General features: G+C 42.5%; 13 protein-coding genes, 3 rRNA genes and 1 riboswitch. Of the genes, 3 read left to right on the forward strand and 13 right to left on the reverse strand.

Translation table 11 applies throughout. The features are described 5' to 3' along the window. Positions 1-231 precede the first annotated feature (231 nt). Complete coding sequence (locus ACZ5B7_RS28675; protein WP_464491962.1) at positions 232-1,098, reverse strand: RNA polymerase sigma-70 factor; 867 nt, start codon at positions 1,096-1,098, stop codon at positions 232-234. Continuing rightward, positions 1,089-2,384, reverse strand: a complete 1,296-nt coding sequence (locus tag ACZ5B7_RS28680; RefSeq protein WP_464491963.1) for a phytoene desaturase family protein — start codon at positions 2,382-2,384, stop codon at positions 1,089-1,091. Before ACZ5B7_RS28680 ends, ACZ5B7_RS28675 begins: the two co-directional genes overlap by 10 nt. Before the next feature lie 265 nt (positions 2,385-2,649). Between ACZ5B7_RS28680 and ACZ5B7_RS28685 the strand changes: the two genes are divergently transcribed. Further along, complete coding sequence (locus tag ACZ5B7_RS28685) at positions 2,650-3,534, forward strand: VanW family protein (RefSeq protein ID WP_464491964.1); 885 nt, start codon at positions 2,650-2,652, stop codon at positions 3,532-3,534. A 61-nt stretch (positions 3,535-3,595) separates the two neighbouring features. On the opposite strand, the gene ACZ5B7_RS28690 is transcribed toward ACZ5B7_RS28685, so the two are convergent. The 4 genes from ACZ5B7_RS28690 to ACZ5B7_RS28705 all read right to left on the reverse strand — a co-directional run bounded on the left by ACZ5B7_RS28690 (position 3,596) and on the right by ACZ5B7_RS28705 (position 11,432). Next, on the reverse strand, positions 3,596-4,576 hold the full coding sequence (locus ACZ5B7_RS28690) for a quinone oxidoreductase family protein (protein ID WP_464491965.1): 981 nt from the start codon (positions 4,574-4,576) through the stop codon (positions 3,596-3,598). A gap of 324 nt (positions 4,577-4,900) precedes the next feature. Then, complete coding sequence (locus ACZ5B7_RS28695; RefSeq protein WP_464491966.1) at positions 4,901-5,812, reverse strand: HD-GYP domain-containing protein; 912 nt, start codon at positions 5,810-5,812, stop codon at positions 4,901-4,903. A gap of 88 nt (positions 5,813-5,900) precedes the next feature. Further along, positions 5,901-6,593, reverse strand: coding sequence for a kinetochore Spc7 family protein (locus tag ACZ5B7_RS28700; protein WP_464491967.1), 693 nt, complete (start codon positions 6,591-6,593; stop codon positions 5,901-5,903). 60 nt (positions 6,594-6,653) lie between these two features. Continuing rightward, positions 6,654-6,740, reverse strand: a riboswitch (cyclic di-GMP riboswitch). Between the two features lie 183 nt (positions 6,741-6,923). After that, positions 6,924-11,432 carry a cadherin domain-containing protein gene (locus ACZ5B7_RS28705; RefSeq protein ID WP_464491968.1) on the reverse strand — a complete coding sequence of 1,503 codons (4,509 nt, stop codon included), beginning with the start codon at positions 11,430-11,432 and terminating at the stop codon, positions 6,924-6,926. A 572-nt stretch (positions 11,433-12,004) separates the two neighbouring features. On the opposite strand from ACZ5B7_RS28705, the gene ACZ5B7_RS28710 reads away from it, so the two are divergent. Then, the gene (locus tag ACZ5B7_RS28710; RefSeq protein ID WP_464491969.1) at positions 12,005-12,934 is read left to right on the forward strand and encodes a hypothetical protein; all 930 of its coding nucleotides are present in this window, start codon (positions 12,005-12,007) and stop codon (positions 12,932-12,934) included. An 18-nt stretch (positions 12,935-12,952) separates the two neighbouring features. After that, on the forward strand, positions 12,953-13,825 hold the full coding sequence (locus tag ACZ5B7_RS28715; RefSeq protein WP_464491970.1) for an HNH endonuclease: 873 nt from the start codon (positions 12,953-12,955) through the stop codon (positions 13,823-13,825). Positions 13,826-14,031: 206 nt separating this feature from the next. Here the strand turns inward: ACZ5B7_RS28715 and ACZ5B7_RS28720 are convergent, their stop codons facing one another. From ACZ5B7_RS28720 to ACZ5B7_RS28750, 7 genes are all read right to left on the reverse strand, one after another. Further along, a complete protein-coding gene (locus tag ACZ5B7_RS28720; RefSeq protein ID WP_464491971.1) occupies positions 14,032-14,520 on the reverse strand; it encodes a DinB family protein in 489 nt (162 codons plus the stop codon). Between the two features lie 215 nt (positions 14,521-14,735). After that, positions 14,736-14,852: ribosomal RNA gene (gene rrf / locus ACZ5B7_RS28725) — 5S ribosomal RNA — on the reverse strand. Between the two features lie 86 nt (positions 14,853-14,938). After that, a 23S ribosomal RNA gene (locus ACZ5B7_RS28730) occupies positions 14,939-17,873 on the reverse strand. Positions 17,874-18,068: 195 nt separating this feature from the next. Then, positions 18,069-19,618 (reverse strand): 16S ribosomal RNA (locus ACZ5B7_RS28735). Together the 16S, 23S and 5S rRNA genes form the textbook arrangement of a ribosomal RNA operon. A 648-nt stretch (positions 19,619-20,266) precedes the next feature. Then, complete coding sequence (locus tag ACZ5B7_RS28740) at positions 20,267-21,019, reverse strand: ABC transporter permease (protein ID WP_464491972.1); 753 nt, start codon at positions 21,017-21,019, stop codon at positions 20,267-20,269. Next, entirely contained in the window at positions 21,016-21,735 is a 720-nt protein-coding gene (locus ACZ5B7_RS28745) for an ABC transporter ATP-binding protein (protein WP_464491973.1), read from the reverse strand. Before ACZ5B7_RS28745 ends, ACZ5B7_RS28740 begins: the two co-directional genes overlap by 4 nt. Before the next feature lie 938 nt (positions 21,736-22,673). After that, a complete protein-coding gene (locus tag ACZ5B7_RS28750; RefSeq protein ID WP_464491974.1) occupies positions 22,674-23,966 on the reverse strand; it encodes a M14 family zinc carboxypeptidase in 1,293 nt (430 codons plus the stop codon). Positions 23,967-24,327 lie beyond the last annotated feature (361 nt).

A 24,327-nucleotide genomic window follows, 5' to 3' on the forward strand; every position in this document is an offset into this window, starting at 1 on the left:
TTTAAATTATATCACATTATACTAAAAAGTATAGTGAGATTACTAGATTTCATTGAAAAAATAAACAAAAAAGCAGCTTATATCCCCATATCTAAAGCTAGGGGTTTTACGCTGCTTATCGTTAAAAAAGAATCCCTTTTAATCAATCTTGATTAAAAGGGATTCTTTTTTTTTACATGCGGTTCTTAACAAGCAACCAACTTTCCCCTACGGCTAAAGCATGTTCCCCCTCTATTGCAAATGCCTCAGTTTGTCGGGATTGCCAACTATATAAATGGTCTGAATCCGATTACCATTAAAGGCGAAGGAATAGACATACTTCAGGTCATCATCTGTTGTTAGGATCAGTCCCGGAATCCCATTAATGGTGGCAAAGGAGAAGGCAAACTTTCCTACATACATTTTCAACAGGTTTTGTAGCAATCGGATGACGCCTGCAGCGCCGAAAATAGGCACCCTTGCTGTTGGTACCTTTCCGCCTCCATCCGAGTACATCGCGATATCATCGCTGACAAGCTCCAATATTTGCGTAATGTCTCCATTTATGAAGCTGTGGACAAACTCTTTTATTTTTGATTCCAAAATCGTAACGGATGGCTGTTGGTCAGGGGTAAAGTTCATACTTTTCTTGGCGCGGTGGAAAATTTGCCGACAGTTCGCACTGCTTTTATCGAGAATTTCTGCGATTTCCTCATAGGAGTAATGAAAAGCCTCGCGAAGCAAAAAGACGGCCCGTTCGTTGGCGTTGAGCTGCTGCAGCAATAGCAAATAGGCTGTGGAGATAGACTCTTGTTGTAAAAAGGCTTGTGAAGGGTCGGTTGCCGAGTTCTCTTTTTCAAGCAACGGTTCCGGCAGCCAAGGTCCGACATACACCTCGCGTGTCTTTGCGGATGACCGGATTAAATCAAGACATCGATTGGTGACAATCTTGCAAAGATAGGCTTTTTTGTTTTCAATCGTTTCGCGGTTAGGGAGCTGATTAAAGGCAATAAATGCTTCTTGCACAATATCCTCCGAATCCATAACGCTTCCCGACATGCGATAGGCCAAAGAAAAAAGCAGAGGTTGATAGGCTTGATACAGGCTTTCTACACACATATTTCGGTATCCTTTCTGACGTCCAATAGCTGTGAAACAGCACGTTTCGCACTGGCCACAGATGCGTCTACGAGCAGCTCCCCATGCGATGCCCAATCACCGGCGACATAGAACCCTTCAATTTCAGGTACTGTGGGACCTGGATTTTCGATTCGATTCAGATGAGGAAAATCATGAACCACCGTCATTTTGGGCAGATACTGCCGGGCAACCACGTGATTTCGCCAACCGGGCTGAGCAAGATCTAACACCTGCTCTAACTCTCTTTCATCCTGTTCCGGGTCCGTTTGCGGGCCCTGATATTTGAAAAGCGAAACTACTTGTATTTCATCGTCGCTTAGGATGGCTGGACGTGGTTTTCCGTCACGTGAATGATTGGAATATAAAATGGGTTGATCTACGCCATAGATAAATTGGTGTTTAGGATTGGGCAGCTGGCGTAAGCCAACATCTAGACAGGCGCCGGTAACAGCGATTGCTTGCTTTTTCCACGTATCGAGTGCCGTTTGTTCTGCATGAGGGACCAGGTTGTAAGAAATAGCTGGGGGTGTAGTCAAAATAACATTGGTTGCTTCTATTTTACTGCCATCGGCACATAAAATGGAGCGGACTTTTTGCTCATGATGTTCGATTAAAGCCACTTTACAATTGGTTACTACTTTTACTCCCAACTGGACAGCGTGCTCATGAAGCTCATCTACGAGAGACCCCCAACCTTTATCCAGATAGAATACACCAAGCAATGCATGTTGCATATGCTTTAAAGCCGGTCCGGCCGGATGTAAATCAAGTGCAGCAGTATAAGTCGTTGTTCGAAGCAGTGAATAGAACAGGTTGCGCAGCATCGGGTCCTGTATTTCAGTTTCAATCCAATCCCGGATGCTAATTTGATTCCAGATTCTCGTATCCATTTTCCCAAATTTTATAAACCATTTTGCAAATTCGAGTTTTCCTCCCCAACTTAGAAGCGGACTTTGAACGAGGGATGAAATATTCGTTGGCATGGTTAATAATTGATTTTTCCATAATCCATATGCATCAACAGAAGGTGAGCTCCCCTCCAATTGCAATCCGAGTTGACGAAATGTCTTATATGCCTCCCCATTATACAAGGCATGACCGCCTAAATTAAAATAGACACCCTGTTTTTTATTGGTAATGGCCCTGCCTCCCAACCGTTTGCTTTGTTCCAAAACGATCGTTTTCTTTCCTGCCTTTGCTGCATAAATCGCGGCAGTTAAACCCGCAATTCCACCGCCTACAATCGCAACATCATATTTTGTCAATGTAATCACCCTTTTCGATGTTTACAAACATAACGAGTGAGCGAGTGATTTTGTGACAAAAACAAGCAAAACCTTTTTGAAGGTCACTACAATACCTATTCTGACCTTGATTCGCGTTTGTATTTGAACTACAAAAGTTAACACAATTCCTAACAATCTTGGCTGCAAAAGGATTCCTTTCCAGAAAGGAAGGTAATGAAAGTAGAGCTCCCAGTACATGAATTAGAGATTTCAACTCATAATGATAGTAGGGAGGTTTAAACATATGAATTTCAGTTGGATGCTTGGGCTAATAATGTTATCTCAACAAGTGACGATGCCAGGAAATTTAGTGATCACTCACAACGGTCATCCAATCTCAGTTGTTAACGGTACTAATTTTGCGATACACTTGCCATTCTTAGCCATTATCGATTCAGAAAAATTTCAAAAATTCATGGACGAAATCGATCGGCAGGTTTCGAAAAACCCTAAAAACGCAATGATAGATATTAATGGGAATATTATTCCGGAACAAGTCGGTTACCATTTAAACCGCGAAGTTTTTACAGAAAAAATTTTTTCTTATTATTTTAACAATACTTCATCTGAATTCGATGTCCCTTTACAAACCACTTTTCCAATGGTCGACAGTGAATTACTTGAAAATATAAGAGCAAAAAAAATTGGGGAATATGTTACATTCTTCAGTTCCAATAACAAAGAAAGAAACAATAACATTTATCTTGCTGCAAATGCCATTAATAATTATGTACTTTTTCCAGGTGAAACATTTTCCTTTAATAAAGTGGTTGGTGAAAGGTCCGCAGGAAAAGGATATCTTCCTGCCACTGTCATCGTGAAAGGGGAATATACAGAAGACCTGGGCGGTGGAATTTGTCAAGTATCCTCTACCCTTTTTAATGCAGTGGATAATGCAGGTTTAAAAGTCGTTAAGCGTTATTCACACAGTAAAGAGGTTACCTACGTTCCACCAGAGCGGGATGCCACCGTCAGTTGGAACGGGCCTGATTTCATCTTTAAAAATGAATACAACCAACCTATACTCATTCATGCAGAAGCGTTAAAACACAAATTACAAATTGATATCTATTCTTCTGATGTCATCACATATACACCTAAGGAGGTTCCATACCTTCCTGGTCGGTAGCATCCCCCAAAGTAAAGAAAAACTTTGGGGAATTTGCGTTTTCATCAAAGGGATTGGGTTTTCATGGCAGTAATAAAATTTTACCCGTACTTTTTCGGCTTTCTAGATATCGGTGAGCTTCTTGTCCATCTCTTAACGCAAAAGTTGTTGGCTCCGATACTTTTACTTTTCCTTCTTCTATCCATCTAAACAGCTCTTTTGATCGTGTCACTCTTTCTTCCCTAGAAGTGAGAACATTCCAAAGATCTCCCCCCGTTAGAGTTTTTGAGGTATCCATCAACATACGGGGATCAACTGGGGCCGGATCTCCGCCTGCCATCCCATAAAATACAACTGTACCACCGATGCGCGTAACAGCAAAACTGTCCATGAGTGTTGAGCCTATTGATTCATAAACAACATCCACCCCTTTGCCGTTCGTTTCTTCCAGAACTTTCTGCTTCCAGTCATCCCTGTACTGAAGAACCAAATCCGCTCCCACTTTTTTTGCCGCTTCTACTTTTTCCTTGGAAGATGTTAAGCCTATTACCTTACCACCAAGAAGCTTTACAATTTGAACAAGAAGCTGCCCGACACCTCCGGCTGCTGCGTGTACTAAGACAACATCATTATTTTTTACAGCATAGCTGTCCCTTGTAAGATAATGTGCAGTCAGCCCTTGAAGGAGTATAGAGGCAGCCTCCTTAAATGAAACTGATTCTGGCAGAGGTATCAATTTTTCATATGGAACAGCTACTAGCTCTGCATTGGCAAATGGAACATCAGCAAATGCAATACGGTCTCCCGAGCTTATGCCTTGCACCGCTGCTCCTACTTTTTCTACCATTCCGGCACCTTCATAACCTAAAATATAGGGAGGCTCCCCGGCCAGATGATAATTTCCTTTCCTTCTATAAATATCTGCAAAGTTTAGGCCAATTGCATTCATTCTTACAAGAATTTCATCCGGACCGATGACAGGATCCTTTACTTCGCAATATTCCAGGACTTCCGGACCTCCAAATGTATTAAAAACAAGTGCTTTCATATATAAATACCTCATCTCTAGGGTTAATTTAGAAAGGCGGTCATACTAACGTGAGACAATATAATTAAAACTATATTGTTATCTCTATAATTACGAACCAGTTCATTTTTAAAATCACTTTCTTTTATTGTTAGCATAAATAGGTCGGTATATCTACTACTTAAAAAGAACTTGTCTCAGTATGGCCGTAAACAATGGCGGATGGGTGAAAACCTCTGAAGAGGATTCGGATTAGCACCAAGACATGGAGGCGGTTTTCTTGTTTCATCACAAGTAAACCGCCCCCTCCTTCGCGCTTTTTCAACTTTGAGCGGGGCTCTACCCCCGTTTTTCAAAAGATTAGTCAATTCGTCCTTCTTCTTTTAATATTTGTTCGAAGGCCCACACCACTTCTGTATCATAATGAGAGCCAGCCAGTCTCTTAAGTTCATCTATTGCAATTTGTTCTTTAGATGCTTTCCTATAAGCACGATCTTCTGTCATTGCATCGAATGTATCGCTCACTGCGATAATTCTTGCTTCCAAAAGAATCTCATCTCCGCTTAATCCATAAGGGTAGCCACTGCCATTTAGCCTTTCATGATGCTGTTCAATAATTGGAGCCAACTCCTGATAATAAGAGTTTTTTATCATTGTTGCTCCATCTATAGGGTGCTTTTTTATAATCTCAAATTCTTCATCCGTTAATCTTCCTGGTTTATTTAAAATCTCAATTGGCACATGAATTTTACCAATGTCATGAAGCACAGCAGCCACAGTTAAATTCTCCAATTGTTCTTTACTTAGTTTTAATTTTTTAGCTATTTTCACAGAATACTTTGCCACTCGATCACTATGCTTATGAGTATATCTATCTTTTAATTCTACTTGTTTCGTAATTTCCATAAGAGAGGATATGTCCTTACTTATATGAACAAAGGTTTGTTCCGTAAACACGCATAATAAGGTTACTTTCGAAAGGGCGGTAAAGTGGATTGGATTTTTAAGACCTCTTGCGGAAAAATAATCTTCAGGACCTAATGTTAACTTTTGATTATCAAGTTCACAAACAACTTGGCCTGATAATAGATAATAAAACTCCAGAGCATTAGCGTTCTCGCTGGGATAAATATAGAACATTCTTCCTTCTTCTATCCCTTGGTGGATAATTTCAACTCCATCCCCTCGAGTTAACAAACTAAATACTCCATTATTTTCGAAATCTACTTTTTCGACAAAAGTTCCTTTTTTGCCAATCATAAATCCTTCCATGGTATCCCGCCTTAATACGAATAAAAACGAGCTCAGGTTCGAACTCGTTTTTATTTTACTATATATTTTTCAGAAATGTGAAATAAATTTAGCAGCCGACTATTCTAATAGGATCAATCCATACCCACTTATCAGCAAAACGGACTAGCTTCCAGCTGCATTCAGCTTGAACACCCTTTTCAGCAGCCTTTTTTATTGTTTCTGCTGACATATTAAGCGTTTTATCATAAATATCAGTAATGGTTTTTTGAAGGTCGCTCGTAAACTTTTCTGTTTTTTCTTGATACTTTTCAGATCTTTTATTTAACTTATCATTTAGTTTACTAATCTTTTCTTCTATCTTTTTTGAATCCTTATTGTCTACTGTTACCAGCTGAAGGGTCGCTTCCATTATATCCTGATTGATTTCATTAATTTTACTATTAATTTTTGCTTGTTCATTTTCAATTTTTGCAGATATTTCCGTTAACTTTTTGTTTAGTTCCTCTTGTTTTTTCGTATCGTTTTGAGCTGCTGCTAAGTCAGACACAACTTTTTCTTTTTCATTTTTTAATTTGATTACTTGATCTCCCTCTTCAATTTTACGAACATCAAGAAGATAATCAGCTTGTAACTTATCAGCCTTTTTTACTGCTTTTTCAATTTCTTCATCGATATCTTTGTTTGTCTTTTCAATTAATTTGATTGCATTTTGAACATCATCACTTTCAGCTGCAAAAGCAGGCGATCCTACTCCTAAGAATATGGCAACTGAAAATAGTATCAAGAAAACTTTTTTCATTATATTACTCCTCTCAACCCTTTTCTTCCAATATAAACACCCAAAAAGACCTATGAAAAATTTGTCAACCTCCTAGCATAGTTGGTTTCAATTTTAGTCCCTATAGCTTTGCGTCTTATCCTTTTAGGTAGGTTGCTATGATTCTTATGGAATGTCTACCATTATTATACAGGGACTAACTACCTAAATCTATGTCTATTTTTGTAATATTTTGCATTTTTGTTAATTATATTTACCTTTATTGTAAAATCATGATTACTTAGGATGTTAAAAAAAAGCTGAATTCAAAGGTTGGAAGAATCTTTTCCCTTTGAAATTCAGCCTTTTAAATTAGTTATTTCTTTGTCTTAATCGCTGCACCATGAATAGTGCTCCTCCGAGCAGAATGAAAAGAATACCAGCAAACAGCCAGTTATACATATTGGTTGAAGTATTCGGTAAATCTGATTCTTTCTTTTTAACTGCTAGGTCATTAGGATGGAAGACGGCATAGGTGCTAAAGTGATTAGTCATGGCCTTAATCATACCATTTTCATATACTCCGCCTACTAATTCCCATGCCTTCTTACCTGTGTTCCAATAGTAAACCTTCAATTCTTCAGGATGATCAACGCCATCAGTTGGATAGGCAAGTTCTATTTCATGATCAAACTGGCTGATAATTTGATCTCCCCTTTTAATCGTGAAATCATAAACAGCACTCACCGCCAAATTAGATGAAGGAAGCTGCGCTGGATTTTTGTCTAGTTTCTCCAAACTAAACGTAAGGTCTTCCCCTTTAGCAAAGTTAGCAGCTGGGATTGAGAGTTGGACATCATTTTTCAAAATATTGATCACTGCATGTCTATTGATTAATGTTTCTAGTTGCTCACCTGTAAATTTAATGGTATTTATCTCATCGAGATTCTGCTTTAACTCTACAACGAGTGCTCCATTATCATCAACCAGGTTGACTTGATCATCTGATACAGTTCCTGTTATCCCATTTTTTGCAGTAACGGCAGGGACAACCTTCTGCAAACGAGTCACCGTAACAGTATAGACTGCTTTTTGACCATTTTGAGCCGTTACTTCAATTGCAATCGTGTTTTTCCCGGCGTTCAAGGCGATATCATCACTTGCTTGACCGCTCGTCACTTGTTTCCCATTAATTTTTACTGTTGCATTCGCATTTGCTGTAGCCGGAGTTAGATTAATCGTCTTCACACTTTCCCCGACCATCATAGAATATCGAGTCGTCTCCGGTTTAAATGCAGGATCTAGGTTGCCTTTGCTGCTTGTTAATTGGCTAAGGGTGGTATCACTTGAAAGAATATGGACTGTAACCGTTTGAACGGCAGTATACTTCCCATCGTTCACATAAATCGTCAGTGTGTGCACAGCTTTTGCTGCCGCATCTAAAAGAGAAGCCTTTGCTAACGTGATTTCGCCAGTCGCTTCATTCACTACAAAGATTCCTTTGTCATTTCCGGATGCAATCGAATACAAGGCAGCATCTCCATCAGCATCACTTGCCGTAATGGTACCTATACTTAATCCGTTTGCGGACTTTTCATCAATTGTAAAATCCGCATCCGCTGAAACTGGTGGATTATCATTCAGATTCGTTAAGTTGATCTTCACGTCTGAGGTTGCTTCATGTGTTCCATCACTGACCTGTACCTTTAATGTAAAACTTTGGACTTTTTCATAATCCAGCTGGCTGCTGTCTGCCACTGTTATTTTTCCAGTAGACGCATCCATTGCGAACGCTCCTGCATTATTTCCTGTTACGATACTGTAATGCAGCTGATCTCCATCAGCATCCGTTCCGCGAACGATACCAGCAGTTGCTCCGTTTGTCGAATTTTCATCAATAGTGAATATCTCGTCGTTTAATGCAGGAATATTATCATTCAAATTCGTTAGGTTGACTGTTATGCTTGTCTCCGCTGTATGTGCACCATCACTGGCTTGGACGGTAAACGTAAAGCCTTGAACCGTTTCATAATCCAGTTTGGACTGGTCGGCAACCGTGATTTTTCCAGTTGCAGAATCAATGGCAAAAGCATTTTCTTCATTTCCAGAGACGATTCTGAAGCTAAGCTGGTCGTTATCCGCATCATTAGCTGTTACAATTCCAACCATTGTTCCGTTAGCCGTATTTTCATTCGTTTGGAAAAATAATGCTGACCCTGCAACCGGTGAATTGTCATTCAAATTGTTTAAGTTGATTGTCACAGTGGTATCTGTTGTATTCGTAGCATCGCTTACTTGGACAGTTAAGTTAAAGCTTTGAACCGTTTCATAATCCAGTTTGCTAGAATCGACTACTGTCACTGCACCACTGCTTGGGTCAATGGTAAAAGCGCCAGCTTCGTTTCCGGAAGTGATGCTATAGGTAAAATGACTGTCAGCATCCGCATCTGTTGCGTTTACCGTTCCAACCAGTGATCCGTTTGCTGTATTCTCGTCAAGGCTCTTTGTAAATCCTTGCGGTACAGGGTGGTTGTCATTTAGATCATTGATATGAATCGTAATGGTGGCAATGTCTGTTGCAGTATTATTGCTTATTAATGCCCTTAATAATGAGTAGGGCGAAGCCAACGTATTTTGCTCATCACTGGCTTTTACCTTTAACTCATAGGATGTTTTCGTTTCGTAATCCAGTTTACTGCTATCGGCAACGATAATGTCTCCAGTCATAGAATTAATCGTGAAGGCACCTAATTCATTGCCTGAGATGATACTGTAATTTAGTTGATCTCCATCAGCATCACTACCGATGACCCTTCCAATCCAGGTTCCAAATACGGCGTTTTCATCAACATGGAATACCGCATTGTTCATAACCGGCGAATTGTCGTTTACATTAATTAAGTAGACCCCTGCGGTTGTATCAGCTGTATGTGTTCCGTCACTTACTTGGACGGTTAGTGTATAATTTTTTACCGTTTCAAAATCTAGTTTACTAGAATCCGCTACCGTAATTTCACCGGTATTCGAGTTAATGATAAAAGCACCTGCTTCGTTTCCAGCCGTAATCGAGTAGGATAACCGGCTTCCCGCATCCCCGTCCGATGCTGTTACTGTTCCAACCGTCGTACCATTAGGCGTATTTTCATTCATGAACACGTTAAAGCCAGCCGGTATCGGATTATGGTCATTCACATCATTCACTTGGATTGTCACTTTTGAAGTAACAGAATCAGTTTGATCACTAACTTGAATGGTTAATTCATAAGAATGAATATTTTCATAGTCTAATAATCTTTCATCAGCTACAGTGATGTCTCCGCTTTGATTGATCTCGAAAGCGCCGGTGTCATTCCCACTAATAATTCTGTAGTTCAGACCATCCCCATCGATATCGGTTGAAGGAACCCTGCCAACTAATGTTCCCTGAGACGCATTTTCATTAACTGAAAAAGAACTATTTGATGTAACAGGCGGATTATTCCGTTTCACAACAATGGTATAAGTCGTGGTAGTTCCGTCTTGGGCAGTAACCTCAACAGGAATCGTGTTATCTCCTTTATTTAGGTGAATCGGCGCCGTCTGCTGCCCGCTTATAACAGGACTGCCGACAACGTTTACTGTTGCATTCGAATCAGCTGCTACTGGTGTGAAAGAAATGCTGTCAGTAAGATTTGGTACACGGATGCTATAATTCTTTATTGATTCATTAAACACTGGGTTCAATGTCCCTGTGCTGGCTGTTAAATTACTTAGATTTCCATTACTGGATTGTGCTTTATTGACAGTTACCGTATAGGTTTTTGTTGTTCCATCTTCTGCCGTAACGATTATAGTAATTGGATTTGATCCTACATCTAAGTGAATCGGCTGACTGACAGTACCACTGTTCACAACTTGTCCATTTACCGTTATCGTTGCATGTGAATCGGCAGCCGTTGGGGTTACCTGGATGTTTTCCACGGCGTTCCCGACAAATGCTGTGTAATCTGTTGTTGGTGCTGAAAAAACTGGCTGCAATGTTGCTGCATTTAATGTTACATTGCTTAAATCAGCATTTTTAGATTTTTCAGGAGTCATGAGTCCTTGGACACCAAATACGGAAACACGTCCTATACTATATTCCGCCACGTAAATTTTTGTCCCATTGAAAGCTACTTGAATCGGATTGAATAATGGTCCACTCCCTGTATTATTCCAGACTGTTTTAAATTCACCATCTGAATTAAACACTTGGACACGACTATTACCAAAATCCCCTACATAAATATTATTGGAAGAATCGGCAGCAAGTCCGTATGGTGCTTGAAACTGACCGTTTTGAACTCCTGTACTCCCCCATTGCTTGATTAATGTCCCCGTAGGGCTGAACTTTTGAATTCGATTATTAGATATATCACTTACAAAAATATGACCTTCAGAATCCACTGCCACTCCAGCTGGGGAAGAAGAGCTTCCTGTATTAAACGTCTTTAGAAGGTTTCCGTTTGAAGTAAACTTTTGGATTTGCTGATTGTACATTTCTGCCACATAGATATTATTATTTGCATCAATTGCAAGTCCCCATGGCTCACCCGAGGCACCCCATTGTGCAATTTGATGATCAGATGAATCAAATTTCATAATCATATTAGAGCAACTATCCGCAACATATATATGATCTTCTGAATCAATTGCCAATCCAGAAGGGCAACCAATAGTAGAAATCCCCTTTGAAAACTCCCCATTCTGATTAAATTTTACGATTCGTCCATTATATATTTCTGATACATAAATTTCCCCTTTTGAATTTTTGGCAATTCCATAAGGGGATTGGAGTGTTCCGTTATCACCAATAAATTGAAGGAACTCCGGTCCCCCCGTCGTCTCCGCCTTTGCCTTCATTACACTTGGGCTCCAAGGTAGAAAACTGGAAAATATTAAGAGAAAACAGAGAATCAAAACACCTATTTTATGTATATGTATTTTTCCTTTCGAACTTCCCATTCATTTCATTCTCCTCTTTATTAAATAGATAAATAGACTGATTTCTTGCTAGAAATTTAGAAGAACTGCGGTCAATTGCCTCCTATCTAATAATTCCTGTATAATTCATTCAATTTTTTAAAAAGTGTCGAAAATTATCGCAATTCGTTGAAAATTATACCACGTTAAACGTGACTTTAGACACATTTATTTAGTGTTTTTATACATTTTTTTCAAAAAGCGGTAATATTCTTATCTCTGTTTTCTTACTTTTTGTTTTATTAATGATCCGGTCTAAAAAGAAGCATTTATATTTTAAATTGATCATTAATCCCAGTATTGTATGCCTGTCCATTAGGGAAACCAGTTGTTTCTACGTCTCACAAAACTCTATCAATCTTCCAAAAAATTCAGCATGACAGGCATGGGTAATAAGTACCAAACCCCTATTTATGTTAAAATATATTTACATATAATGGGGGATTTTGTTAATGAAGAAAGCATTAGTGCAATTACAGAGTGATCTAAGGTTTTTGACATATTTAAACAATTTTAATAGGGAATATTTTCAGGATTTAGGTGCAGGCGACTATGTTGGAAACGATTTATTGTTTTTTATCGTAACTAGCCAGGCCGTTAAGAATAATGATATGGCGGTAAAACTAGTAGAAGCTTCTTCTTATAAGGACTATGTTGTTGGGGAGTTCCTAAGAGAATACTTCAATCTTAAAACAAATAAACATTTTGAAATCTTAAAATCGATTGATTCAAAAATGAAAGAATCCGCGGCTATTTTCCTATTGGGCGCATTGTTTGACATTAGCGGTCTGGGCTTGATGATTAGAATGGAGGACGCCAAGTCTGCAGCCCAGATACGAAACCAACGAGCGCTCTTAAGACAGCAGTATCGGGAAGAAGCAAAAGCGCATATTAAAAAAATCAAACAACGCCGTCGGCAGCAAAATCCTTGGAAAAAACGATCGCTCATCCAATTTTTCACTTTCAAGAAACCTAAGCTGCAATCCAAAAAGACATTAGCCAATGAACTACATTCTAAAACACCTGCAGCAGCAACCACCAAGACCAAAGCTAAAAACAACGATACGCTTAACCTAAAGAGATTCAAGTTCATTGGTCAGGTAACCTACTTAAGAAAATATAGTGATGACATGATGGAGATGAAAATAGAGTTCATAAAAGGAGAATTAAAACTTAACGATCGGGCCGCGATTCGGTACAAAGGAAATGGAAAAGCCCTGGATTACGTATGGATTAAAGACATAAAGGAATGGAATAACGGCTACCAACCAGTCCATTCTGCCAAAAGGGCAGGCATTTATTATATCTATTTTTATTCATCAGGTGGTAGCGGCGCCTTAGTTCACGGAGATATGAAACAGTTATTATTAGTTAGAGAATAATAGATAGGAGCGATTGAGGTGGCTTTTTTTCGGACAGTTGGTAAAGGTATTGGCAGTTTGGCAGGCGGTGTTGTTGGAGGCGGCGTCAAACTAGCGGGAAAGGCAGTTAAATCCGAATGGGTAGAGGAAGTCGGTGATGGAATTAAGCTGGCATCAACGACTGCATTAGATAATGCCGGTCATTTCATCGATGGAGCCGTAAAAGGCACATACGGAGTCATCAAGAAAGACGAGCAGGCAAAAAAAGAGGGCTTCAGCGATTTGAAAGACTCTGGCGGCAGAACGCTTAAAGGAATTGGCAGCACGATCACCTACACAGCAAAAAGCGCAGGCACCACGTATGAAGGCTTAAAAAAGGGCGATAAGGAACAAGCACTTCAGGGTGTTAAAAACATCGGAAAAGTAGCGGCCATTTCCATGTTAGCGGTAGGCGTAGCGGATCTTATTGATGGAGCCGATTTTGTTGATGCAGAGGACCTTGATACAAGAAACGACCATTTAAATGGAGAGTTTCATCCCGAAACAGGAGTACCTTTTATCGAAAAAACCGTAGAATTACCAAGTGGTGAATACGTGACAGGTACCTTCCCTGTATTTGAAAGTGACGTTGAGGTTCATTTGCCGGAAGAGCTTTACCTCCAATCAGACAATGTCCATTTCTCCTGCGCGAATCAAGAATTATATGAGGCAATCCAATCAGATTCAGCTCTAGCCCAACAAATAGGACTAGACCAACATGATATCGCACAGCTAGGACAAGGGAACACTCCTGAGGGGTTCACCTGGCACCACAATGAAGAACCAGGCGTCCTTCAACTCGTCGATGAAGACGTCCATCAAAACACTGGCCATACTGGCGGTAGAGAAATCTGGGGTGGCGGGGTTAGGTAAGTTCTCTAAAAAATTTCTAGGTGGGATATTTTCTAGGAACAAGCAAGAGAAGTGTTGCTAACACTTCTCCCTGCACCTTTTACCGTTAGGTTGGTGGCTTGTGACTGTCACCTACTGATTACATTGTACTAACTGCCAGATCACAAACTTACTCAACGAAAAAGGCAATGTCAATTAAACATCACCAAAAATACTTCAATATTAAATTAATCTTCTGTTCCTAATACATCTGTATTTGGGGGCTCATAACCCATCTGACGGAGCATGGCTGCTATTTGTCCCTTGTGATGAAACTCGTGAGTGATGGTGTGCATGAGCAATTTACGGGGAGTAATAGATAATCGTTCAGGTGCTTCTCTCCAAGGGATGTCTCTCTCAATTAGCACGTTTAATTTATGTCCATGTAGTTCTAATAATTCATTTACGATTGAATCTACTTGCTCAAATCGTGCTTTTATTTCCTCTATACTGAGATTATGTAATTGTTCTCTTGGAGTAAGTGGTTTTTTTGTCTTCAATAAAACAAATGAGCCAAGCCATGCAACATAGCAATCTGCTATATGAACCAATGTGTCTCTTACACTTTGCCAACCGAAACCATTTGTTTGAGTAAAATGATTAGGGTCTATATTCCCACAAAAATCTAACAGAGTACCTCTAGTCTGCCGAACCCATCCATATTCATGTTGAAGCATCAAAACACCCACCTTTAACAGATATAACTACTTATTCTATACATGTATAGAAAAAACCTTTCCCTTCTTCTTCACCAAACAGCATTTCGCAAATGAATAAATTGGAAGTACCGGTTTGAGTTCAGAGATTGATTTGGAAACAGGGTGGAGATAATCTAGTTAATGTAAGTCGTTTTGAAAAAAAAAGACAACCAATTCAGGTTGTCTTTTTGTTTGCCCGGCAGCGTCCTACTCTCACAGGGACTTGCGTCCCAACTACCATCGGCGCTGAGAAGCTTAACTTCCGTGTTCGGGATGGGAACGGGTGTGACCTTCTCGCCATTACTACCGGACCTATTGAATTAGAGGTTTCATTCCCTCAAAACTAGATAATGCAGAAGAAGTATATAAGAACGAGTTCACCTTACTTAATTATGACTTGGTTAAGTCCTCGATCGATTAGTATCAGTCAGCTCCACACGTCACCGCGCTTCCACCTCTGACCTATCAACCTGATCATCTTTCAGGGATCTTACTAGCTTGACGCTATGGGAAATCTCATCTCGAGGGGGGCTTCATGCTTAGATGCTTTCAGCACTTATCCCGTCCGCACATAGCTACCCAGCGATGCCTTTGGCAAGACAACTGGTACACCAGCGGTGCGTCCATCCCGGTCCTCTCGTACTAAGGACAGCTCCTCTCAAATTTCCTGCGCCCACGACGGATAGGGACCGAACTGTCTCACGACGTTCTGAACCCAGCTCGCGTACCGCTTTAATGGGCGAACAGCCCAACCCTTGGGACCGACTACAGCCCCAGGATGCGATGAGCCGACATCGAGGTGCCAAACCTCCCCGTCGATGTGGACTCTTGGGGGAGATAAGCCTGTTATCCCCAGGGTAGCTTTTATCCGTTGAGCGATGGCCCTTCCATGCGGAACCACCGGATCACTAAGCCCGACTTTCGTCCCTGCTCGACTTGTAGGTCTCGCAGTCAAGCTCCCTTGTGCCTTTACACTCTGCGAATGATTTCCAACCATTCTGAGGGAACCTTTGGGCGCCTCCGTTACACTTTAGGAGGCGACCGCCCCAGTCAAACTGCCCACCTGACACTGTCTCCCACCCCGATCAGGGGTGCGGGTTAGAATTTCAATACAGCCAGGGTAGTATCCCACCGACGCCTCCACCGAAGCTGGCGCTCCGGCATCTCAGGCTCCTACCTATCCTGTACAAGCTGTACCAAAATTCAATATCAGGCTACAGTAAAGCTCCATGGGGTCTTTCCGTCCTGTCGCGGGTAACCTGCATCTTCACAGGTACTATAATTTCACCGAGTCTCTCGTTGAGACAGTGCCCAGATCGTTACGCCTTTCGTGCGGGTCGGAACTTACCCGACAAGGAATTTCGCTACCTTAGGACCGTTATAGTTACGGCCGCCGTTTACTGGGGCTTCGATTCAGAGCTTCGCTTGCGCTAACCCCTCCTCTTAACCTTCCAGCACCGGGCAGGCGTCAGCCCCTATACTTCGCCTTGCGGCTTTGCAGAGACCTGTGTTTTTGCTAAACAGTCGCCTGGGCCTATTCACTGCGGCTCTTCGGGGCTATTCACCCCAAAAAGCACCCCTTCTCCCGAAGTTACGGGGTCATTTTGCCGAGTTCCTTAACGAGAGTTCTCTCGCTCACCTTAGGATTCTCTCCTCGCCTACCTGTGTCGGTTTGCGGTACGGGCACCTTTTATCTCGCTAGAGGCTTTTCTTGGCAGTGTGGAATCAGGAACTTCGGTACTATAATTCCCTCGGCATCACAGCTCAGCCTTAAGGTGAACGGATTTTCCTATTCACCAGCCTAACTGCTTGCACGCACATATCCAGCAGTGCGCTTACCCTATCCTCCTGCGTCCCCCCATCACTCAAACGATAAAGAGGTGGTACAGGAATATCAACCTGTTGTCCATCGCCTACGCCTTTCGGCCTCGGCTTAGGTCCCGACTAACCCTGAGCGGACGAGCCTTCCTCAGGAAACCTTAGGCATACGGTGGATGAGATTCTCACTCATCTTTCGCTACTCATACCGGCATTCTCACTTCTAAGCGCTCCACCAGTCCTTACGGTCTAGCTTCAACGCCCTTAGAACGCTCTCCTACCGCGGACACCACAAGGTGTCCACCCACAGCTTCGGTGATACGTTTAGCCCCGGTACATTTTCGGCGCAGAGTCACTCGACCAGTGAGCTATTACGCACTCTTTAAATGGTGGCTGCTTCTAAGCCAACATCCTGGTTGTCTAAGCAACTCCACATCCTTTTCCACTTAACGTATACTTTGGGACCTTAGCTGGTGGTCTGGGCTGTTTCCCTTTTGACTACGGATCTTATCACTCGCAGTCTGACTCCCACGGATAAGTCATTGGCATTCGGAGTTTGTCTGAATTCGGTAACCCGATGAGGGCCCCTAGTCCAAACAGTGCTCTACCTCCAAGACTCTAACTACGTGAGGCTAGCCCTAAAGCTATTTCGGAGAGAACCAGCTATCTCCAAGTTCGATTGGAATTTCTCCGCTACCCACACCTCATCCCCGCACTTTTCAACGTGCGTGGGTTCGGGCCTCCATCCAGTGTTACCTGGACTTCACCCTGGACATGGGTAGATCACCTGGTTTCGGGTCTACGACTACATACTAATTCGCCCTATTCAGACTCGCTTTCGCTGCGGCTCCGTCTCTTCAACTTAACCTCGCATGCAATCGTAACTCGCCGGTTCATTCTACAAAAGGCACGCCATCACCCATGAACGGGCTCTGACTACTTGTAGGCACACGGTTTCAGGATCTCTTTCACTCCCCTTCCGGGGTGCTTTTCACCTTTCCCTCACGGTACTGGTTCACTATCGGTCACTAGGGAGTATTTAGCCTTGGGAGATGGTCCTCCCTGCTTCCGACCGGATTTCACGTGTCCGGCCGTACTCAGGATCCACTCAGGAGGGAACGAAGTTTCGACTACAGGGCTTTTACCTTCTATGGCCGGCCTTTCCAGACCGCTTCATCTACCCCGTTCCTTTGTAACTCCATGTTGAGTGTCCTACAACCCCGAAAGGCAAGCCTTTCGGTTTGGGCTGTTCCCGTTTCGCTCGCCGCTACTCAGGGAATCGCGTTTGCTTTCTCTTCCTCCGGGTACTTAGATGTTTCAGTTCCCCGGGTCTGCCTTCAATACCCTATGTATTCAGGTAAAGATACTGCTCCATTACGAACAGTGGGTTTCCCCATTCGGAAATCTCCGGATCGGCGCTTACTTACAGCTCCCCGAAGCATATCGGTGTTAGTCCCGTCCTTCATCGGCTCCTAGTGCCAAGGCATTCACCGTGCGCCCTTTCTAACTTAACCTAAAAGGTTTTACTTACTCTTAAAAATAAGAGAGAAAAACTAAAATGGCGATTACTCGGTTCTTACTTGGTTACTTCTTCTATACGATTATCTAGTTTTCAAAGAACGAAAGTTTTGAGAGATTGTTCTCTCAAAACTAAACAAACAAGAAACAGTCAACTTCTTATCAGTCCATAAGGACTGCATTATCCTTAGAAAGGAGGTGATCCAGCCGCACCTTCCGATACGGCTACCTTGTTACGACTTCACCCCAATCATCTGTCCCACCTTAGGCGGCTGGCTCCTTGCGGTTACCCCACCGACTTCGGGTGTTACAAACTCTCGTGGTGTGACGGGCGGTGTGTACAAGGCCCGGGAACGTATTCACCGCGGCATGCTGATCCGCGATTACTAGCGATTCCGGCTTCATGCAGGCGAGTTGCAGCCTGCAATCCGAACTGAGAATGGTTTTATGGGATTGGCTCCACCTCGCGGCTTCGCTGCCCTTTGTACCATCCATTGTAGCACGTGTGTAGCCCAGGTCATAAGGGGCATGATGATTTGACGTCATCCCCACCTTCCTCCGGTTTGTCACCGGCAGTCACCTTAGAGTGCCCAACTGAATGCTGGCAACTAAGATCAAGGGTTGCGCTCGTTGCGGGACTTAACCCAACATCTCACGACACGAGCTGACGACAACCATGCACCACCTGTAACTCTGTCCCCCGAAGGGGAAATTCCTATCTCTAGGAGTGTCAGAGGATGTCAAGACCTGGTAAGGTTCTTCGCGTTACTTCGAATTAAACCACATGCTCCACCGCTTGTGCGGGCCCCCGTCAATTCCTTTGAGTTTCAGCCTTGCGGCCGTACTCCCCAGGCGGAGTGCTTAATGCGTTAGCTGCAGCACTAAAGGGCGGAAACCCTCTAACACTTAGCACTCATCGTTTACGGCGTGGACTACCAGGGTATCTAATCCTGTTTGCTCCCCACGCTTTCGCGCCTCAGCGTCAGTTACAGACCAGAAAGCCGCCTTCGCCACTGGTGTTCCTCCACATCTCTACGCATTTCACCGCTACACGTGGAATTCCGCTTTCCTCTTCTGCACTCAAGTCCCCCAGTTTCCAATGACCCTCCACGGTTGAGCCGTGGGCTTTCACATCAGACTTAAAGGACCGCCTGCGCGCGCTTTACGCCCAATAATTCCGGACAACGCTTGCCACCTACGTATTACCGCGGCTGCTGGCACGTAGTTAGCCGTGGCTTTCTGGTCAGGTACCGTCAAGGTATCGGCAGTTACTCCGATACTTGTTCTTCCCTGACAACAGAGCTTTACGACCCGAAGGCCTTCATCGCTCACGCGGCGTTGCTCCATCAGACTTTCGTCCATTGTGGAAGATTCCCTACTGCTGCCTCCCGTAGGAGTCTGGGCCGTGTCTCAGTCCCAGTGTGGCCGATCACCCTCTCAGGTCGGCTACGCATCGTCGCCTTGGTGAGCCGTTACCTCACCAACTAGCTAATGCGCCGCGGGCCCATCTGTAAGTGTCAGCCGAAACCGACTTTCAACCTTCCCTCATGTGAGGGAAGAAATTATCCGGTATTAGCTCCGGTTTCCCGAAGTTATCCCAGTCTTACAGGCAGGTTGCCCACGTGTTACTCACCCGTCCGCCGCTAACCACCGGGAGCAAGCTCCCAGTGATTCGCTCGACTTGCATGTATTAGGCACGCCGCCAGCGTTCGTCCTGAGCCAGGATCAAACTCTCCAATAAAGTTGAGTTGATTAGCTCAAAAATGTTACGTTGGCTCATGTTTATCTATATTAAATAGAAGAAACATGATCATTATTGTTTGTTGACGTTTTTGTTTGTTTAGTTTTCAAAGAACTATCTTTGTCATTTGTAAAAGTGACAGGAATTATATTGTATCGCATTTCTCGCAATCTATCAACCATCAATTATTTCCAATTGCAATTGACTTGAACGCTCTTTTCAAAAGCGACTTTTACATCATAACACCATTGGTACTATAATTCAACTAAAAGTTTTTTTCATTTAATCAAGATAAAAACATTATTGTTTCATATCCTAATGTATTTCGTCACCAAAAAAAGTGACTGGAGTAATAATATATACCCTTTACGCATGGATTTCAACTGGTAATTTCATCCTATTGGATTATCTCATAATAAGAATGGAGGACGAACAGTTTCGAGATTCGCCACTAAACGAAAGCCCCGAAAAACTGATCAATCAATTAGAAAATGTTAAATCCGCCGGATACGCAAATCTTCACGGCCACAGTAAAAAAAGGAATGCCGTTGATGTTGAAACTAAAAGAATAAATTTCAATATTGGAATTGTAAAGCACAGGGACGGTTCTTCCGCCTCAAAGTGAGGCAGCAGAACCGTCCCCATGCTTCATTTACTTCTCACTATCTGCATACGTTGGTTAAATAACGTTGGATAAGACAAGAACCCAAGCATGATACTTGTGATGGATGCTGTCGTTAATAGCAGGAACAGCACGAGCAGCTGGAATTGAACGGCTTGTACAGGGCTCGCACCTGCGATAATTTGGCCGCTCATCATCCCAGGGAGCTGAACCAGTCCAATCGTTTTTTGACTCTCAATTGTTGGAATCATACTTGCTTTGATCGAGGTCATCAACTGGGTGTGGACGGCCTGTTTAGGTGTTCCTCCAAGAGATAGGATCAGTTCTGCCTGGTCCTGATGGGACTCGGTCTCCGCAATAAACCGATTAAGAAACAGGATAGCCAGGACCATTCCATTGCCAATCATCATTCCGCTGATGGGAATGATATATTGGGCGGTATGGGGTGTAATATTGAACCCAAGTAAGATGCTTTGAGTTAACACTTCGATAAAAATTAACGTAACCGCAATTTTCCACGTGATCCCTTTAATCGCTGCTCCTTTTTTACGTGCATTTAAAGTCGCAGCAATAATCATCACCGCAACCATTAAGAATATGTAAATAATGCTTTTGGTGTCGAACACAAATTTAAGAATATAACCCACAGCAAGCAATTGGATGATGGAGCGGACGACGGCGATCGTCGCATCTTTTTCCAGGCCAAGATTCAAGGTCTTCGATAATACAATGGGAATGAGGACGAAAATGAGCGAAAAGATTAAGGCCATGGTGCTCATCCCAATTCCCCCTTAACAAACTGCCTTACTCGCTCGTTGCTTGGCGATTCTAATAATTCACTTTTTCCCGTTTCAACGATTTCCCCTGCCATCATCACCCATGTATACGTCCCGACATCTAAAGCCTGTTTTAAGTTGTGTGTGATCCAAACAATCGTCACGCCATACTTCCGGTTGATTTTGACAATCAGTTCCTCAATTTCCTTTTGCGAAACTTGATCGAGAGACGAAGTAATTTCATCCAGTAATAATATCTCCGGATGATTCACCAACGTACGGGCGATCGATACTTTCTGACGCTGCCCACCAGATAATTCCTTACTGTTCCTTTGTAGGAAATCCTCTGACAAACCCACATCATTTAATAAATCTATGGCTTGTAAATCTGGAAGCTGGTTTCCCTGCAGTTCTAGGGGCAGTGCTAAATTTTTATGTACACTTCCATCAATCATCGGCGCACTTTGAAGCGCCATCCCAACCTTCCGCCGCAATTCCACGGGGTCATAATCATTTATGTTTTGATCATGCACGATAATGTCTCCATCCTTTGGCGACAACAGCCCATTGCACAACTTCAACAGTGTCGTCTTCCCAGCCCCCGAAGGCCCCACCAAAGTCGTAATCTCCCCATCATAAAAAGCCCCTGAAATATCCCTCAAAATCGGCTGACCATCAATAGAGTAATTAACATCATTAAATTGTATAGCTTCTTTCATTCCGTTCACTTCCTTATGAAGCATGGGGACGGTTCGAAATCATTGAAAAAACACGCCTAACATTGGCTTATTAAAGACAAAACCGCCTCGATTTAAGGTGAAAATGTCTTTAATCCGGCTTATTAAAGACAAAACTCCCTCGATTTAGAGTGAAAATGTCTTTAATCCGGCTTATTAAAGACAAAACTACCTCGATTTGGGGTGAAAATGTCTTTAATTCGGCTTATTAAAGACAAAACTACCTCGATTTGGGGTGAAAATGTCTTTAATCCAACTTATTAAAGACAAAACTTTCGATTTAGAGTGAAAATGTCTTTAATCCATTTCAGTGGTCTCGGACGATTCTTCTGCTTCATATTCATTTAGGTGACAGGCACCTCTTAGGCAATCTTACCAAACATTCGCTCCCGTTTGCTAGTTCACCCTTTCCTTCCATTGTGAATCTCAACAAAAGTGGATTAATGAAGCAATAGGAATTAGGTTAACGGGTTCGGCTTCTGATCACAAGAATAAAAGGTTCAAATCGCATATGATTTGAACCTTTTATTCTTGTGGATTTAATTTTATAAAATAACTGAACATTGATTTCACAGTGTTTGAAAAATAAACGGTAAAATTCCGTTTATATTGGGAAATCCCCAAATTCCCTTAAAAATAAAGGAAGTTTTTCCGTTTATATGATCCGAATCTTTGGATTTTGTCTTATTCAGAGCTGTTAATCGGAATATGTCCGCTTATATCCGCTTTTTAAGCTTCCTTTTATACATTACCCGGAATTTCTCCGCCTATGAATTCTCATACCTAAATGAAAATCAACAATGAATAATAACAGCTAATTCTCAACGGTACCAATGCAAGTTATGCAGGAAGTTTACTAATCCTTTCACAAGGACGGTTCTGATCGGCTCAAGAACCGTCCCTTCGGTCACTTCCTACAATCACTTCCCGCCTGGATTTACTCCCAAGGCATAATCAGGAATCTCATCATACACTGCAGGGTCTACGTTTTCAATGGAACCATCGGCCAAGCTGTTTAGGACTGCCATGACTGGCACTTTCGCGGTTTCCTTCAGCATTCCGTTTTGCTTTTGGCCCAATGTCTGCGTCTGACCTTTGATTTCAATCAGCATCGTGGCTGTACCATTTAACTGAATCGCCCCCAAACCTGAGCCCGGATAGTTCACCTGAGGGTATTTTTGAATGGCGCCATACGATGAGTTTCCGCGCTGTAAGGATTCATAAGCAACGGCGTTCACCTTTTTGCTGAGTGTTTCCACATCTGGATCCACCGAATATGTTTTTCCGCTGAAAGGATCTGTATATGGCTTCGTCGTAAACAGGCCTAACAGCTGAATGGAGACGGAACGGTTGTCTTCTTCCGATAATTGGTTGAATCCACGGTGATGAATGTCGATGGCGACATCCGGAGCAAAGTCCTTTACCAGTTTGGTCAAGGCACGTGTTTCCGGTGAGAAGACCAGCGCTGCCTGTGAACCATTGTTTGTATTAGAGTTATTCAAGATATCCGCCACTTTTTGTGGATTTTTCTTTATCTCTTCATTTACGTCAAAGTCATAATTCGGGTGGAAATCCCGGTTTAGGTCAAACCCCGGAATGCCATAAACAACGTTTCCATCATTATTGACAGCCCGTTCGCTTCCCTTGGCATTGTAATACCAAGGAGCTTTAGTACCTTCCGGCAGACCTAGTTTTACTGGATCAAATGTTTGATGGGAGTATCTTGTAGGGTAAGGCTTGCCTTCAAATTGATTGGCGGTCCCGTCCGGATTGATACGCGGGACGAACCAAATGTTCACCTTGTCCAAAATTTGCTCAGCTTCTTTTCCGCCGGCAGAAAGTTTTTGAATTAATTCGACTGCCGCTTCCGTACCAAGCGGCTCATTGCCATGGATTTGCGTATAGACCAATACGCGTTTCTTGTTTGGATTATTATCTCCCAGTTTTACCACATATAGCGGGTAGCCGTCGTTAGAAGTTCCAAATTGCTCGAGCTCTACTTTTCCGTTGGATGCTTGCTCCAATTGTTTCAATTTAGCTTCCAATTGCTCATTCGACATCAAGCCTGCAAAGGAAAGATTTTGCTGGTCCTGTACCCAAGGTCCATTTGGTGTAGTCGTTGGTTCGGCAAAAACCGACGTTGCCCCCAAAATAATTGTCGAGGCCAATACCCCGCTGGAAATTATGTACCCAAGTCGTTTCTTCTTTTTCATCCTAATCCTCCCGGAATAATTTGATTATTCCAAATAATAGCATATTTAGATTCCCTAATAAACTATAAATCTGTAAAATTTTGATAATAATGGATAAACAGAACCAAATACCTATGCCGATAGAGTAATTGAGAGGAAAACAGGATAACAACCATGACTTTTGTCGGGCGTTTTAACCTGTACAAACATATGAACAACAACTCGATCATTCCATCGGATTAAAGAAGCCCCGATTGGGGGGGCTGACCACCAATCTAGGCATTTCACGAACAAAAAAATAGGGCCATGCCCTTTGCACAACCCTCACGCTTTAACGCTTTAACCGAGTCGGGGTCTGCCCCCGCCTAATTATGACCGCTTT

It is taken from the genome of Neobacillus sp. S1115, from assembly GCF_055385565.1.